We start from the raw sequence: 14,243 nt of genomic DNA, 5'->3' as shown, positions 1-14,243 counted from the left end.
ATGAGCATGGACACGACTCTCGTTCCCGAGCCCTATGTCTGGTCCGAGCCGCCGCTTGGCGACGCCAAGAGCGCGCCGACCCGCTTCTACACCGATCCGGCCGTATTCAAGGCGGAGGTGACGCACATCCATCTCAAGCACTGGTTCTTCGCCGGGCGCGTCGAGGAAGTGCCGAATCCCGGTGATTACAAGACCTTGCAGAGCGTCGGCGGCCCAGTGATGCTGGTGCGCGGCGAGGATGGCGTGCTGCGCGCCTTCGCCAATTTCTGCCGGCACCGGGCCTCCATCCTGCTGGAAGGCTGCGGCAACACACCCAACATCATCTGCCCCTACCACGCCTGGAACTACCGGCTCGACGGCTCGCTCGCTGGCGCGCCCGGCATGCGCGAGGTGCCGAAATTCGAGAAGCCGCCGCACGGGCTCATCCCCATCCGCATGGAGCTGTGGGAAGGCTCGATCTTCCTGAACTATGACGACGGCGCCCCCGGCCTGATGGAGCATCTCGGCAACATGCCGGAACTGGTCGGCAGCCACCGGCTCGGCGACATGGTCAAGACCTGGCACATGGAGATCGAGACGCGCTGTAACTGGAAGCTCCTGCTGGAAAACGCCATGGAGACCTACCATACCGGCATCGTCCACGCGGCGACCGTCGGCGCCCAGAGATCCGTGAGTTTTCCGACACGTGGCAATTGGCACGTGATCCAGGTGCAGGCCCGGCGGTCCATTGCCGTTCTCGGCCAGGAACCGCCTTTCCCGGCGATCGAGGGCCTGACGGAGCAGGCGCAGCAGGGCACCTTCTTCACGGTGATCGAACCCACCGTGCAGTTCGTCTACGCGCAGGACTGCATGTGGTGGCTCGCCGTGCGGCCCATCGCGGTGGACCGCACGGTTCTCTCGGTCGGCGGCTGTTTCCCCAAGGCCTACACGGAGTTACCCGATTTCGCCGAGCGCGCCGGGCCCTATTACAATCGCTGGGAGGCGGTCGCCCTGGAGGATGTGGGCATCCTCGAAAGGCAGCAGGTCGGCCTGTCATCCTGCCTCGCGCGTCCCGGCCCGCTCTCCTGGCGCGACGACATGGTGCTCGCCATGAACCACTGGGTGATGGCGCGCCTGCCCCCGGCACTGGTCGACGACATGATGGCGGATGGGTGGTGATGATGATGCGCGTTCTGCTCACCCATAACCGCGACCTGCTCACGCATTTCTACGGCGAGCGCGGCGTTGCGGCGCTGAAGGCGCTGCCCATCGAGCTGGTAATGAACCATAGCGACGAGGCGCTGACCGGCGACGCGCTGGTGGCGGCGGCGCAGGGTTGCCAGGTCGTCATTTCCGACCGCCTCGCCGCCGGCTCGCGCGCTGTGCTGGAGCGGCTCGACAGCGTCAAGCTGTTCACCCGCTGCGCCGTCGACATGCGCAACATCGACGTGGACGCGGCCTCCGATGCCGGCATCCTCGTCTGCAACTGCTCCTCCGGCTATGCCGACGCGGTGGCCGAGCACGCGCTGGCGCTCATGCTCGATCTCGCGCGCAACATCACCCGCGACGCCGAGCGCTACCATGGCGGAGACGACACCCACCCGATGGTGTTCGGCCGGCAGATGGCCGGCGCCCATGTCGGCGTCATCGGTTATGGCTCGATCGGCCGGCGCATCGTGGAACTGGCGCTCGCCTTCAAGATGAAGGTCAGCGTCTACGATCCCTATGCGCGGATCGACAATGGCGCGGTCATCCACACTGATCTCGCCTCAGTGCTGTCACAGCCGGATTTCGTCGTCTGCGCCGCCTATGCGACGCCGGAGACGGAGCGGATGATGAACGCGGATGCCTTCGCGCAGATGCGCCGCGACGCCTTTTTTATCAACATCTCCCGCGGCATATCGGTGGACGAGGCGGCGCTGGAGGCGGCGCTGCTCGATGGCACCATCGCCGGAGCGGGCCTCGATGTCGGCGACGGGCGAGACCAGCAGCCCTCGCTGCGGCTGGCGCGCCTGCCGAATGTCGTCGCCACCCCGCATTCGGCGGCGCTGATGATCGAGCCCTCGGATTTCCAGGCCATGGAGACGGTGGAGCAGGTGAAGGCGGTGCTGGAGCGGCGCCTGCCGATCCATGCCAAGAACCCGCACCGCGTGCCGGGCTGGCTCGACCGATGAGCGCGCTGCTGCCGTCCCGCCCGCCCGCCTTCCGGCCGCCCCCGGGCGCCTGCGATTGCCACATGCACATCTATGGTCCGGCGGCGCTCTACCCGCCGGCGCCGAGCTCGCCCTTCCCGCCCGTCGCCGGGGGCGATATTGCGACCTATCTCAAGGTTCGCGCCGCACTCGGCCTGACCCGCGCGGTCGTCGTGCAGCCCTCGGTCTATGGCTTCGACAACCGGGCGACGCTCGATGCCATGGCCATGCTGGGGGATGACGCGCGCGGCGTCGCGGTCGTGCCCCCCGATGTCGACGATGCGGAGCTGGAGCGGCTCACCGGTCTCGGCATTCGCGGCATCCGCTTCTTCATGATCGGCGGCGGGGCGCTGGGCTGGGACGATCTCGACACGCTGGCGGCGAAGACTGCCGCCTTTGGGTGGCATGTGCAGATGCAGATGGATGGCCGCCTGCTCGCCGATGAGGTGGACCGCCTCTCTCGCCTGCCGGGTCGGCTTGTGATTGATCACAACGGCAAGTTCCTAGAGCCGGTGGGGCTTGATCATCCGGGCTTTCTCGCGCTGCGCCGGCTCCTGGATGCTGGGCGTACCTATGTGAAGACCTCGGGTGTGTATGAGACCTCCCGCTTCGGCGCACCGGATTATGCTGATGTTGCCGTGCTTGCCCGTGCCCTCATCGCCCAAGCGCCGGAGCGTTGTCTCTTCGCGACCAACTGGCCGCACCCGTCCAAGCCGGGTAACCCGCCGGACGATGCGAAACTGATCGACCAGTTCGGCGACTGGTGCAGCAGCGAAGCGATCGCCACGCGCATCATGGTGGATAATCCCGCCGATCTTTACGGCTTTCCCCCCGTCTCCTTAACCGGACATCTCCCGTGATCTCGACCCGCCGCCCGGAATTTTTCGGCCCCGCGCGCCCGACCTTGTTCGCGCGCGATGCCGCGATTGCCACCTCGCACCCGCTCGCGACCGCAGCGGGGCTGGAGATTCTGCAGGCGGGCGGCACCGCCATGGATGCGGCGCTGGCGGCCGTGGCGGCGCAATGCGTGGTCGAGCCGGCGATGACCGGCATTGGCGGCGACTGCTTCGTGCTCTACGCCCCCGCCGGCAAGCCGACCGTCGCGATGAATGGCAGCGGGCGCGCGCCGATGGCGGCGAGTGTCGCCGCGCTGAAGGCGGCTGGGCTCACCACCGAGATTCCCCGCACCAGCGCCCATGCCGTCACCGTGCCCGGCGCCATCTCGGCCTGGATGAAGCTGCACGCCGATTATGGCCGGCTGCCGCTCGACCAGCTCTTCGCCCGCGCCATCGCCTATGCCGAGACCGGCTACCCGGTGACCCAGCGCGTCGCCTTCGACTGGGCGGATGAAGCCGCGCTGCTGGCGCAGGATCCCAATGCCAGCGCCGCTTTCCTCAAGGATGGCGCGCCCTATGCGGCGGGCGACCGGCACGCGCAGCCGCTGCTCGGCCAGCGCCTGCGCGAGATCGCCGCACATGGCGCGAGCGCCTTCTATGAGGGCAAGGTGGCGGAATCGCTGGTGGCCTATCTCCAGAGTCTCGGCGGGCTGCACACGCTCGACGATTTCGCGGCGATGAAGGACGCGGCGTTCTACACAACGCCGATCTCCACCGAGTTCCGCGGCTACACGGTCGAGGAGTGCCCGCCGAACGGGCAGGGGCTGTTCGCGCTGCTCTTGATGAACATCCTCGCCGAGTTCGATCTCGGCCCCGAGGTTTCGCTGGCCGACCGCATCCATCTCCATGCCGAGGCGACCAAGATCGCCTATCACAACCGCGACGCGCTGCTGGCCGACCCCGCCGCCATGACCGTGCCGGTGGCGGAGCTGCTGTCGAAGGACACCGCCAAGCGCCTCGCCGCGCAGATCGACATCGCCCGCGCCCGCCCGCCGGCGCTGTGGGACGAGCCCGAGCACAAGGACACGGTCTATGTCTGCGCGGTCGACCACGACGGCAATATGGTGTCCTTCATCAACTCGATCTTCCACGCCTATGGCTCGACGCGGATCGACCCGCAGACCGGCGTGCTGCTGCATTCGCGCGGCGCCTCGTTCCGGCTGATCGAGGGGCACCCCAACGCCATCGCGCCGGGCAAGCGCCCGCTCCACACCATCATCCCCGGCCTGCTGCGGCGGAATGGCGAGGCGGTCGGCGTGTTCGGGGTGATGGGCGGTCACTACCAGTCCGCCGGGCAGGCGGCGCTGCTGTCCGGCCTGTTCGACCGGGGGCTCGATCTGCAAAGTGCCATCGACGCGCCGCGCTCCTTCGGCTTTGACGGCACGCTCGAGGTGGAGCCCACCGTGCCGGAAGAGGTCCGCGCCGACCTCGCCGCGCGCGGCCACACGGTGAAGCTCGCGGTGGAAGGCATTGGCGGCGGACAGATCATCGTCCGCGATCCCGCCACCGGCTTCCTGATGGCCGGCTCCGACCCCCGCAAGGATGGCTGCGCGCTCGGGTTCTGAGGCGCAGCCAAGTCTGCGGTATGCCAGGACACGAATGCGCAGGTCACTATTGGAGCGACAGCTTGGCAGTGTGGTCGGTTACGACGGTTATGAAGGCCCGCAGCCGCTAAAGGCGGCGGATGTCCCGGTGGTAGCCCATCCAGATATCCCGTGAGGGTGGCTCCACCGGCAGGTCGAGCTTGCGAAGTCCCACGATCTGACTTCCGACCACTTGGGGCAGGACGGCGATGCCGATACCCTAGAGGCTCATCCGCCCCTGCACGTTCCGATTGTTCGACCGTAGCAGTGGCTTCGCATTCGTGAATCGATTCGGACCGACAAGCCCCTATTCGTCGCATCCAACGGAGGATAAGCCCCGGTGTCTGAGCTCAAAGCATTGGCGGTTCACGGCGAGGCGTTCTTGTGTCGGTCCGAGTGTCCGCTTTGACAATCTCCGACGTCAAACCTGCCAGTCCGCTCCCGGCCCCTTCCTATTTCTCCATTGGCCATGGTGGCCAAAGGGAGAAATGACGTGGGTATCTCAAAGTACGACCCAGCCGCAAAAGGTCGGCCAGCCTGGAATGCAGGCAAGCAGGTCGGCGCCAAACGAGCGCTCAAAGTGAAGCAAATCTGGTTGATCCGGTTTTTCCTCGATCGCGAAGAGCGGATGCGGGACCGGGCATTGTTTGACCTCTCGATCGACAGCAAGCTTCGCGGTTGCGACCTCGTCAAGATGAAGATCGGATCGCTTGTTTCCGGCTCGGCAATACGGGCCCGATCAATGGTGGTCCAGCAGAAAACCGGCCGGCCCGTCCAATTCGAGATCACCGCAGACACGAGGGCAAGTCTGCTCGCGTGGCTCGAACGCCGCGGTGGCAGTATTGACGACTACGCGTTCCCGAGCCGGGTCGACCATGAAGGGCACCTCAGTACTCGACAGTACGCGCGATTGGTCGATGAATGGGTTACGGCGATTGGACTGCGTCCCGAGGAATACGGAACGCATTCGCTCCGCCATACGAAGGCCGCCCTCATCTACAAGGCAACAGGCAATCTCCGAGCTATTCAGATTTTGCTTGGACACACCAAAATCGAAAACACCGTTCGATACCTTGGTGTCGATATCGATGATGCGCTTACGCTTGCCGAGACAACGGAAATCTGACCCGCGCGGCCTCGCTGAACATGGCGAGGCCGCGTTCAGCAACGCGCCGCCAAAACGGACCTTGTCTCGTGGCCGCAAATCGGACCTTCCGTCTTGAGGTGACGTGAAGCCTTCGGCACGGATGGAATTGACCATATCCCGGCTGTCCTTGGCCGAAAGAGCATATTCCCGCCGCACCTTCTCAAGGGCTCTGATGGTCGAGGCGACAACGCTAGCGCCGTAGCCGATCAGCTCGCGAAGCTTGGTCTGGTAGTGAAACAAAGCACGTAGCCTCGCGGCCCATATGGCGTTAGAATTTGCCATCATTGTCTTTGCGGTGCGGGACGTCATCGCCGATGTGGGATCGACATCCCGTCAATCTCTCGCTGCTGCATATGTTGCCGGACGTCGCCGATCGTCAGGGCGTGGCGCTGGTGCCGCTGCTCGGCCGGGCGGGCATCGGCGGGGAGCTCGAGCCGGGCCGCTACGTCGCGCGGGCGCAGATCGCCACCCTGCTGGAAGATTTCTCGCGGCGGGCAGGCGCACCCGGTATCGGGCTTGACCTCGCGGCCGGCGCGGACCCGCTGCGCCTTGGCCCCAGCGGGCAAGCCCTGCTCGGAGGGCGGACGCTGCGCGAATGCCTTCACGCCCATACGCGCCACATGCCCTCCTTGCAGGGTGGGGTCCATATCGCCGTCCGCGAGACCGACGGACGGGCGTGCTGGCAGCACTCCTTCGCGGACAGCGATGCCGGCCACGCCGGGGTGCTCAATGAGGGCGTCGCCGGCTTCGTGGTTGCCGCGCTGCGGGCGGTCGCGGGGGAGGCGGGTGGCGACCTTCACGTTGAGCTGCCGCACCGGGCGCGCATGCCGGTCCGCGATTATGAGGACAAGCTCGCTGCCAGCGTCTCGTTCGGCAATGGCGTCGGGATTACGGTGAGCTTCGACGCGGCCTGGCTCGACCGTCCCAACGCCTTGTTCGGCACCCTGCCGCCGCCGCCGGAAGAGGGCGAAACACCACCTCTCGTGTGGGATCCCTGCGACGACCGCGCGCTGATCGAGACGCTCGACCTCATCATCGCCGCCGCGGCGATGGCGGGACACTTGTCGCTTCTCGACACGGCGCGGTGCCTTGGCCTGTCGCCGCGCAGCCTCCAGCGCCAGTTGGCGCGGCTCGGGACGACGTTCGAGGCGCAGGTGGACGCGTGGCGGCATCGGCAGGCCCGGCGCTACCTCGCCGACCGGACGCTCCCGGTCATGTCGATTGGCCGGATGCTCGGCTATCGCGACCCGGCCCATTTCGTCCGCGCCTTTCGTCGCTGGGAGGGCGCCTCGCCCGCGAGATGGCGCGAGGCGATGCTGGCGCGAAATGGCAATTGAGTAGCGCTTCGCCCTTTGGCTATGGCTCGTCCCGATCGACACAGACGTGCGCCGCCCCGACGGTCAGCCGCTTAGCCAGGCGTGGAAGTGACACTAGCGATGGGCGCAAAGGGTGCGGAAGCTTCTCAGGCTGATCCCAGCGCCCACGCCGTAGACGGCATGATGTGGATCGCGGGAGGCCGCTTCCTCATGGGGTCCGACCGCCATTACCCTGAGGAAGGCCCGGCTCATCCGGTCACGGTGGACGGCTTCTTCATCGACCGCAGTCCTGTCACCAATTGGGACTTCTCCCATTTCGTTGCCGCCACCGGCTACGTCACCCTGGCCGAGCGCCGGCCACGGCCGGGGGATTACCCCGGGTGCGATCCCCGCCTGCTGGTGCCCGGGGCGCTGGTCTTTGTCTCGCCCGTGGACGAGGGCGACGCGCAGGACTGGACGCGGTGGTGGCGCTTCACCCCCAGCGCCGACTGGCGCCATCCCCAGGGGCCCGGCAGTTCCATTGCGGGACGGATGGACCATCCCGTTGTTCAGGTCGCCCATGCCGACGCGCTCGCCTATGCGCAGTGGAGCGGCAAGGCGCTTCCCAGCGAGGCCGAGTGGGAGTTCGCGGCCCGCGGTGGGCTCGATGGCGCCGACTATGCCTGGGGCGACGAACTCGCGCCCGGCGGCGTGCACCGCGCCAACACCTGGCAGGGGCGTTTTCCGATGGAGAACCTCGCCGAGGACGGCCATGCCGGCACCTCGCCCGTCACCGCCTACCCGCCGAATGGTTTCGGCCTGTTCGACATGATCGGCAATGCCTGGGAGTGGACCGACGACTGGTACCGCCCGCGTCACCGCGAACCGGCCGGCAAGCCCTGCTGCATTCCCCGTAACCCGCGCGGGGGAAGTGCGCTGGAGAGCCTAGATCCGCTCGCGCCAGATGCCCCGCGCAAGGTGCTGAAAGGCGGCTCGCATCTGTGCGCGCCCAGCTATTGCCGCCGCTACCGCCCGGCGGCCCGTCAACCCCAGACCCCGGACACCGCTTCGGTGCATATCGGCTTTCGCTGTGTCCGCCGGGTAGCGCCCGCCATGAGGACATCATGACCGACACGCCCAATGCCTCCGCCCTGGCCGCGACCGCGCCCAACCGGCGCGACGTTCTCGCCGGCGGCGCCGGGTTTCTCGCGGCCATCGCCGGCCTGTCGCTGCTGGCACGGGACGCGCGGGCGGCGGACGCCCCGCGCCCGCATATTCTCTACATCATGGCCGACGATCTCGGTTTCGCCGATGTCGGCTTTCACGGCTCGGACATCCGCACCCCCAACCTCGACCGGCTGGCGACGGGGGGCGCACGGTTCGGCCAGTTCTACACTCAGCCCATGTGCACGCCGACCCGGGCCGCGCTGATGACGGGGCGCTACCCGCTGCGTTACGGGTTGCAGACCGGTGTCATCCCCTCCGGCGCCGATTACGGGCTGGCAACCGACGAATTCCTGCTGCCGCAGGCGCTGAAGCAGGCCGGCTACCGCACGGCGCTGGTGGGCAAATGGCATCTCGGCCATGCCGACCGCAAATACTGGCCCCGCCAGCGCGGCTTCGACAGCTTCTATGGGCCGCTGGTCGGCGAGATCGACCATTTCAAGCACGAGGCGCACGGCGTCACCGACTGGTACCGCGACAATGAGCTGCTGAAGGAAGATGGCTACGACACCGAGCTGTTCGGCGCTGAAGCGGTGCGGCTGATCGGCGGGCATGACCCGGCGGTCCCGCTCTTCCTCTACCTCGCCTTCACCGCGCCGCACACGCCCTATCAGGCGCCGCCGCGCTATCTCGACATGTACGCCTCCATCGCGGATCCGGCCCGGCGCGCCTATGCCGCCATGATCACCGCCATGGACGACCAGATCGGCCTGGTAATCGCAGCGCTGGAGGCGCGCGGCATGCGCGCGAACACGTTGACCCTTTTCCATTCCGACAATGGCGGCACCCGGAACCGGATGTTTGCCGGCGAGGGCGCGGTCGCTGGCGATCTACCGCCCAACAACACGCCCTATCGCGAGGGCAAGGGCACGCTCTATGAGGGCGGCACGCGGGTGGTCGCGCTGGCCAACTGGCCGGACCACATCGAAGCGGGCGAGGCGACCGGCGTCATGCATGTCGTGGACATGCTGCCGACACTGGCGAGGCTCGCCGGTGCCACCCTCGCCACGACCAAGCCGCTCGATGGCCGGGATGTCTGGCCGGCGCTGGCGCTCGGCCAGTCCGGGCGCGACGCGGTGGTCTACAATGTCGAGCCCACTCAGGGCGCCGTGCGCGAGGGCAAGTGGAAGCTGGTCTGGCACGTCGTGCTGCCGCCCAAGGCCGAGCTGTTCGATCTCGACGCGGACCCGTCCGAGACCACGGACCTCTCGGCACGCCACCCCGACAAGGTGGCCGCGTTGCAGGCCAAGGTCGTGGACCTCGCCCGCAGCATGGCACCGCCCCTGTTCTACGCCGCGGCCCTCCACGCGACCCTTTCGGCCCCCCTTTCGACGCCCGGCGCCGCGCTGTACGAAATGGGGTTGGAGAACGATTGATGCCTTACGCCGCTATGCGCCCCGCCCGACCCGGCCTCCTCGGCACCGCCCTGCTCGCCGCGCTCGCTGCCGCCCCGGCCTCCGCCGCCGATCTCGATGCGCTGCCGCCAGCAAAGCCGGCGCCGGTGGGCACCGCCGATACGCCGGTCTTCCTCGGCTCGTTCTATCTCTGGGCCAGCGCGCTCAAGGGCACGACCTCGACCCTGCCGCCCCTGCCGCCGACCGACATCGACCTGAGCTTCAACGACGTGCTGAAGGATCTCGACGGCGGGCTGATGGGCGCGGGGGAGATGCGGGTCGGCCGCTGGAGCTTCCTGGCGGACGTGATGTTCACCCAGGTATCGCCCGGCGGCACCATGCCCGGCCCCTATGCGGCCGATGTCGAGGTGCGCTCGCGCAGCCTGACCCTGCAGGGCAATGTGCTGTACCGCCTCTATGACACGCCGCAGCTCTCCGTCGATGCCGGCGCGGGCCTGCGCTTCTGGTATCTCGACAACAAGCTCACCATCGGCCCCGGCCTGCTGCCCTCGGGCATCGAGTACAGCCAGAACACGAGCTGGGTCGACCCGGTGCTGGTCGGTCGCCTGTCGGCACAGCTCGGGGGACCGTGGAGCGTCACGCTGGTCGGCGACATTGGCGGCTTCGATGTTGGCTCGCAATTTACGTGGCAGGCCATCGGCACGGTGAACTACCAGTGGAACGAGAACCTCGCCTTGCGCGCGGGCTATCGGGCGCTCTCGGTCGACTATGAGGACGGCAACTTCCTTTACGACGTGCGGATGCAGGGGCCCGTGCTCGGCGCGACCTACCGCTTTTAGGCCGCGATAGGCCACCGGAGCCGACCCGCAAGGCCGGCCCGGCTTTTCATGGCGGCCGCCCGAAAGACAGCCGCTCACCCCGTAGGCCGGAATGCCGAAACGAAAGAAATGCTTACAGGAGTGGTCTGCCAAGAGCGAATTTGGGCTTGCCTACAAGATTCGGACATTCGCTACCTTCCGACCGCGCAGATAACGTGGTGCTGTTCGATCATTATATAATCAGTCTAGAGTTAGAGCGGCCCGGATATTCATAGGCGATATGTCCGTTTCTCATTTGAAGCCCACAATAGCGGACCGTCCGGATACGGCCCCAAACCGGCTATTCGTTGTCGCAGCAGCAAACTTCTGCTTGTGGCGCCAAAGATCTCCGGCAACGGCGGCAACAGCTTTGTACGCTGCGTGTTCCTCACCGGCGTTCGGTGTGTCCGCAGCGCCTCCTTCGCTGGAACATGGCGCTCACCGAAGCGATCTTGCCTGTTCCGGCGTACCCCCTCAATGCCACGATCAAAATGGGGCCCAAAGTGGGGCCTCAATCGGCACCAAAGACAAATGCGAGTATTTACAATGGATTACATGGACATTTGGCGGAAGAGGTGGGATTCGAACCCACGGTGGGCTTGCACCCACGGCGGTTTTCAAGACCGCTGCCTTAAACCACTCGGCCACCCTTCCGCGCTGCGTCGCGACGCGGGTTCTTGTTTCCCAAAATGGGCCGGTTTGGCAAGCGGCTCTTGATCCTGTCGCTATACCAATCGCTCAGCCGCCGTTCGGCGACGCATTGGCGGATCCCCAATTCGGCATGGTCCAGCCGGGAACGCTCCACATCTGCGGGGTGGAGCGCGATGTCGAGGCTGCGGAGGCGGGCGATTGCGGGCTGAGCGCGCGCATCCGGTCCGCTTCCGCCGTCGTCGCGGCCGGGGTGAGCGATGCCGTCTTGCGGCGCTGGTTCATGAAGGCCTGGGTCTGCTCAAGAATGATGCCGCGCACGGCCGGCGTGGTCGGCAGCTGGGCGTGGGTGGAGAATCGGGCACCGGACGCCCAGGCGTCGATGTTCACGGCGCCGCGCACGTTGGCGAAGCCCGGGCCATGAATATTCGTGCAGCGCGGCACACTGCAGGCCGGCGGAGTTGGCGCCGCGTCGATGGTGATGACCATCGGGGCCGGCTTGCCCTCGCGCGTGAGCTTGCGCGCATAGCGCAGCGCCGTCTCCCCGCCCATGGAGTGACCGATGATGATGTCCGGCACCACGCCGCCGGTGCGCGTCATCAGATGCGAATCGGTGAGAGTGCGGAACCCCTGCGACTGAAGCGGCCGTGCCAGCGAAGAAACGCCGATATAGTTGTTCTCGACATAGACTCCCAGCCCGTCCAGCAGCAGCACCAGAGGTGGCGCGGCCGAGGTCTGAGCCTCGACGGATGTCTGGGCGCGCGCCGCGCTCGCCGTGGATATTGCCAAGGTTGCCGCCATTGCGGCCACTGCCAGTCTCGCCACCGTCACGTGAAAATCGACGCCTCCTGTCTGCACACGACCGCGCGTGATCGCGTCCCCACCACGAACGAAACGGGAGGCATTTTCAAGGCAAAGGGCGGGTCACCTGCATGGCAACCCGCCCTTGACAGGGTGGAGAGGGGTGCCGCCAGGCGGCGGCGCGGCTCAGGCCGCGTGCTCCAGATCGCCGTGGTGCGGCTGAAGTCCGCAGGCGAGCGACCAGGTTTCAAAGGCGATCCAGGCATCGCGCCTCTGCTGCGGCGCCTTGGCCGCCTCCATCTGGGTGAGGAGCATTTCCGCGAAACGGCCGAGGCGGTCATGCCGCAGCGACCGTATGAGGTTGATCGCGCAATCGAGCGAGGCGACCTCGATCTCCTCGCTGCCGATCCTGACGATCAAGGGCACGGGTTGGAAATTCACGCTTTCGTTCAGCATGCGTGCAGCCTCCCTGCTGTGTCGGCTTGTTTTGGGTGTCTCGCGCGACCGCGCCGTTCGGCTCGGCGATGACGATCATCATGGGCGCATGTCATGGCGCCAAAATGACACTGTCAAATAAATACGTTGAATCGACCCGGGATGAAAGCGGGACGTGCCGATGGTCCACGGCATTCTCTGCAAAGCATGATGTGGCGCATGAAAAATATGGCGCATCGTACATGTAATTTGTAATGCCAGCGAACCGTTGGTAGCTTTCAGAGGTGACGATATGACGAACAATCCGCAATCTCGTGTATTTGTTATATATTCATCATCCGTTGCGAACTCGTGTCATTTATTTTCGGACGGACCCCGCTCGAGATATCGAAAAATGCGGACTCAATTGCTTGTTATATAGTTCTATTATTTTATATCTACATTTACGATATCATATTTATCGCCATTGCGAGTTGATACGATTTATCATGCTGCCATGCAGCGACGAATACATATTGCGGATTCATAGATACATTATGTTACGCTACGGATGGGCGGCGCCAAGACCGCCCGTGGAGGAAACGCCATGATTATCCGTTTGAAGGCCGCGGCGCTTGCCGCGGTGGTGAGCCTGGCCGTCGCGGCGCCGGCTTTCGCGCAGGAAGAAGCGGCGCACGTAAAGCCGGCGACCGCCTATGTGAAGCAGAACATCGAGGCCTGGCTCGGCGATCCCGTGATCGTCACCGCCGTGATCGAATCGAACAAGAAGCATGCCCGCCTGATGCAGGAGGACATCGACAAGCTCGACAAGGCCTGGGTTGCCAAGGACCCCGCGCTGATCGATTCCATCCGCAAGAACAAGCTTTCCGAATTCCTTATCAAGAAGAAGGACGCCTCGGGCGGGGTGATCACGGAAGTGTTCGTCATGGACAATCGCGGGCTCAATGTCGGCCAGACCGACGGCACGTCGGATCTGTGGCAGGCGGATGAGGCCAAGTGGCAGAAGACCTATGCCGCCGGTCCCGGCACCATTTTCGTCGACAAGGTCGAGGAAGAGGACGGCAAGAAGATCGCACAGGTCAGCGTTACCGTTTCCGACAAGGATGGAGCCATCGGCGCCGCCACTTTCGGCATCGATGTGAGCAAGCTGAAATAGTCCGGGTTCCGGTCGTCTCTCCCGGATCCTGGTGGGCGGCGCAAGCCGCCCTTCTTTTTTGCCGCGCGCCGACCGGCCCGGGCGCGGGCAAGCCACGCAGGGCTTGGACGTTTGGGCTTGGACGTCTGGGCTTGGACGTTTGGGTTGGGACTTTCGGGCTGGGCTTGGGCTGAACGGCCGCTTGGAGTAAGTGTCGCGGGCCGGAAGCCAACAGGAGATAGCCATATGTTTCTCGCCATGAACCGCTTCAAGGTAAAGCTGGGATCGGAGGCGGAGTTCGAAACCGTCTGGCGCGAGCGCGACAGCCATCTGAAGACCGTGCCGGGCTTCAAGGCGTTCAACCTGCTGCGCGGCCCCTCGAAGGAGGACTACACGCTCTATGCCTCGCATTCCGTGTGGGGCGCGCGCGAGGATTTCGAAGCGTGGACGCGCTCGGAGGCGTTCCGCCTCGCCCATCGCAGCGCGGGCGGCAACAAGCCGCTCTATGTCGGGCACCCCGAGGTCGAGCTTTTCGAGAGCGTCATCGCCCTGTCAGTGGACGACGCGGCCGCCTGAGATGAGCGCCGATACGGCAGCCCTGCCCGATCACATGGAGGTCACGCAGGGCTGCCGGGCGCGCGCCGCAGTTGACGGGAGAGGTCGCGTGCCGTAACCGCTCGCGATCCTGACATTCCG

The 14,243-nt window shown here is 65.7% G+C and carries 13 protein-coding genes, 1 tRNA gene and 1 pseudogene; 11 read left to right on the top strand and 4 right to left on the bottom strand.

The window, feature by feature from the left end:
- The 4 genes from FHS55_RS18135 to FHS55_RS18120 are packed head-to-tail and all read left to right on the top strand — an operon-like array spanning window position 1 to window position 4,632.
- Window positions 1-1,158 (top strand): aromatic ring-hydroxylating oxygenase subunit alpha, encoded by a 1,158-nt coding sequence (locus FHS55_RS18135; RefSeq protein ID WP_183191186.1) that lies wholly within the window; start codon window positions 1-3, stop codon window positions 1,156-1,158.
- Entirely contained in the window at window positions 1,158-2,153 is a 996-nt protein-coding gene (locus FHS55_RS18130) for an NAD(P)-dependent oxidoreductase (protein ID WP_210287048.1), read from the top strand. Before FHS55_RS18135 ends, FHS55_RS18130 begins: the two co-directional genes overlap by 1 nt.
- On the top strand, window positions 2,150-3,031 hold the full coding sequence (locus FHS55_RS18125) for an amidohydrolase family protein (protein WP_183191184.1): 882 nt from the start codon (window positions 2,150-2,152) through the stop codon (window positions 3,029-3,031). Before FHS55_RS18130 ends, FHS55_RS18125 begins: the two co-directional genes overlap by 4 nt.
- Window positions 3,028-4,632 (top strand): gamma-glutamyltransferase, encoded by a 1,605-nt coding sequence (locus FHS55_RS18120; RefSeq protein ID WP_183191183.1) that lies wholly within the window; start codon window positions 3,028-3,030, stop codon window positions 4,630-4,632. The genes FHS55_RS18125 and FHS55_RS18120 overlap by 4 nt, the downstream gene beginning before the upstream one ends.
- A 106-nt stretch (window positions 4,633-4,738) precedes the next feature.
- Here the strand turns inward: FHS55_RS18120 and FHS55_RS23565 are convergent.
- Window positions 4,739-4,936 (bottom strand): annotated as a pseudogene (locus FHS55_RS23565) (LysR family transcriptional regulator); the annotation flags it as partial.
- Between the two features lie 207 nt (window positions 4,937-5,143).
- On the opposite strand from FHS55_RS23565, the gene FHS55_RS18115 reads away from it, so the two are divergent.
- The 5 genes from FHS55_RS18115 to FHS55_RS18095 all read left to right on the top strand — a co-directional run bounded on the left by FHS55_RS18115 (window position 5,144) and on the right by FHS55_RS18095 (window position 10,510).
- On the top strand, window positions 5,144-5,776 hold the full coding sequence (locus FHS55_RS18115; protein ID WP_183191182.1) for a tyrosine-type recombinase/integrase: 633 nt from the start codon (window positions 5,144-5,146) through the stop codon (window positions 5,774-5,776).
- 335 nt (window positions 5,777-6,111) lie between these two features.
- Window positions 6,112-7,134: a helix-turn-helix transcriptional regulator gene (locus FHS55_RS18110; RefSeq protein ID WP_183191181.1), complete on the top strand. Its 1,023-nt coding sequence runs from the start codon at window positions 6,112-6,114 to the stop codon at window positions 7,132-7,134.
- A gap of 159 nt (window positions 7,135-7,293) precedes the next feature.
- Window positions 7,294-8,220: a formylglycine-generating enzyme family protein gene (locus tag FHS55_RS18105; RefSeq protein ID WP_183191180.1), complete on the top strand. Its 927-nt coding sequence runs from the start codon at window positions 7,294-7,296 to the stop codon at window positions 8,218-8,220.
- Window positions 8,217-9,692, top strand: coding sequence for an arylsulfatase B (locus tag FHS55_RS18100; protein ID WP_183191179.1), 1,476 nt, complete (start codon window positions 8,217-8,219; stop codon window positions 9,690-9,692). The genes FHS55_RS18105 and FHS55_RS18100 overlap by 4 nt, the downstream gene beginning before the upstream one ends.
- Entirely contained in the window at window positions 9,692-10,510 is an 819-nt protein-coding gene (locus FHS55_RS18095; RefSeq protein WP_210287046.1) for a porin family protein, read from the top strand. Before FHS55_RS18100 ends, FHS55_RS18095 begins: the two co-directional genes overlap by 1 nt.
- 582 nt (window positions 10,511-11,092) lie before the next feature.
- Here FHS55_RS18095 and FHS55_RS18090 read toward each other — a convergent pair.
- The 3 genes from FHS55_RS18090 to FHS55_RS18080 all read right to left on the bottom strand — a co-directional run bounded on the left by FHS55_RS18090 (window position 11,093) and on the right by FHS55_RS18080 (window position 12,433).
- Window positions 11,093-11,182 (bottom strand) — tRNA-Ser (locus tag FHS55_RS18090).
- Between the two features lie 84 nt (window positions 11,183-11,266).
- Complete coding sequence (locus tag FHS55_RS18085; protein ID WP_246340245.1) at window positions 11,267-11,965, bottom strand: hypothetical protein; 699 nt, start codon at window positions 11,963-11,965, stop codon at window positions 11,267-11,269.
- A gap of 198 nt (window positions 11,966-12,163) precedes the next feature.
- A complete protein-coding gene (locus tag FHS55_RS18080; RefSeq protein WP_183191177.1) occupies window positions 12,164-12,433 on the bottom strand; it encodes a hypothetical protein in 270 nt (89 codons plus the stop codon).
- Window positions 12,434-12,998: 565 nt separating this feature from the next.
- Here FHS55_RS18080 and FHS55_RS18075 point away from each other — a divergent pair.
- Window positions 12,999-13,568, top strand: a complete 570-nt coding sequence (locus FHS55_RS18075; RefSeq protein ID WP_183191176.1) for a hypothetical protein — start codon at window positions 12,999-13,001, stop codon at window positions 13,566-13,568.
- 225 nt (window positions 13,569-13,793) lie between these two features.
- Entirely contained in the window at window positions 13,794-14,123 is a 330-nt protein-coding gene (gene hmuQ, locus FHS55_RS18070; protein WP_183191175.1) for a heme-degrading protein HmuQ, read from the top strand.
- The last annotated feature ends 120 nt before the right edge of the window (window positions 14,124-14,243 follow it).

Source organism: Ancylobacter tetraedralis, assembly GCF_014195655.1.
Lineage (GTDB): Bacteria > Pseudomonadota > Alphaproteobacteria > Rhizobiales > Xanthobacteraceae > Ancylobacter > Ancylobacter tetraedralis.
This window is presented reverse-complemented; position numbering and strand designations above follow the sequence as displayed.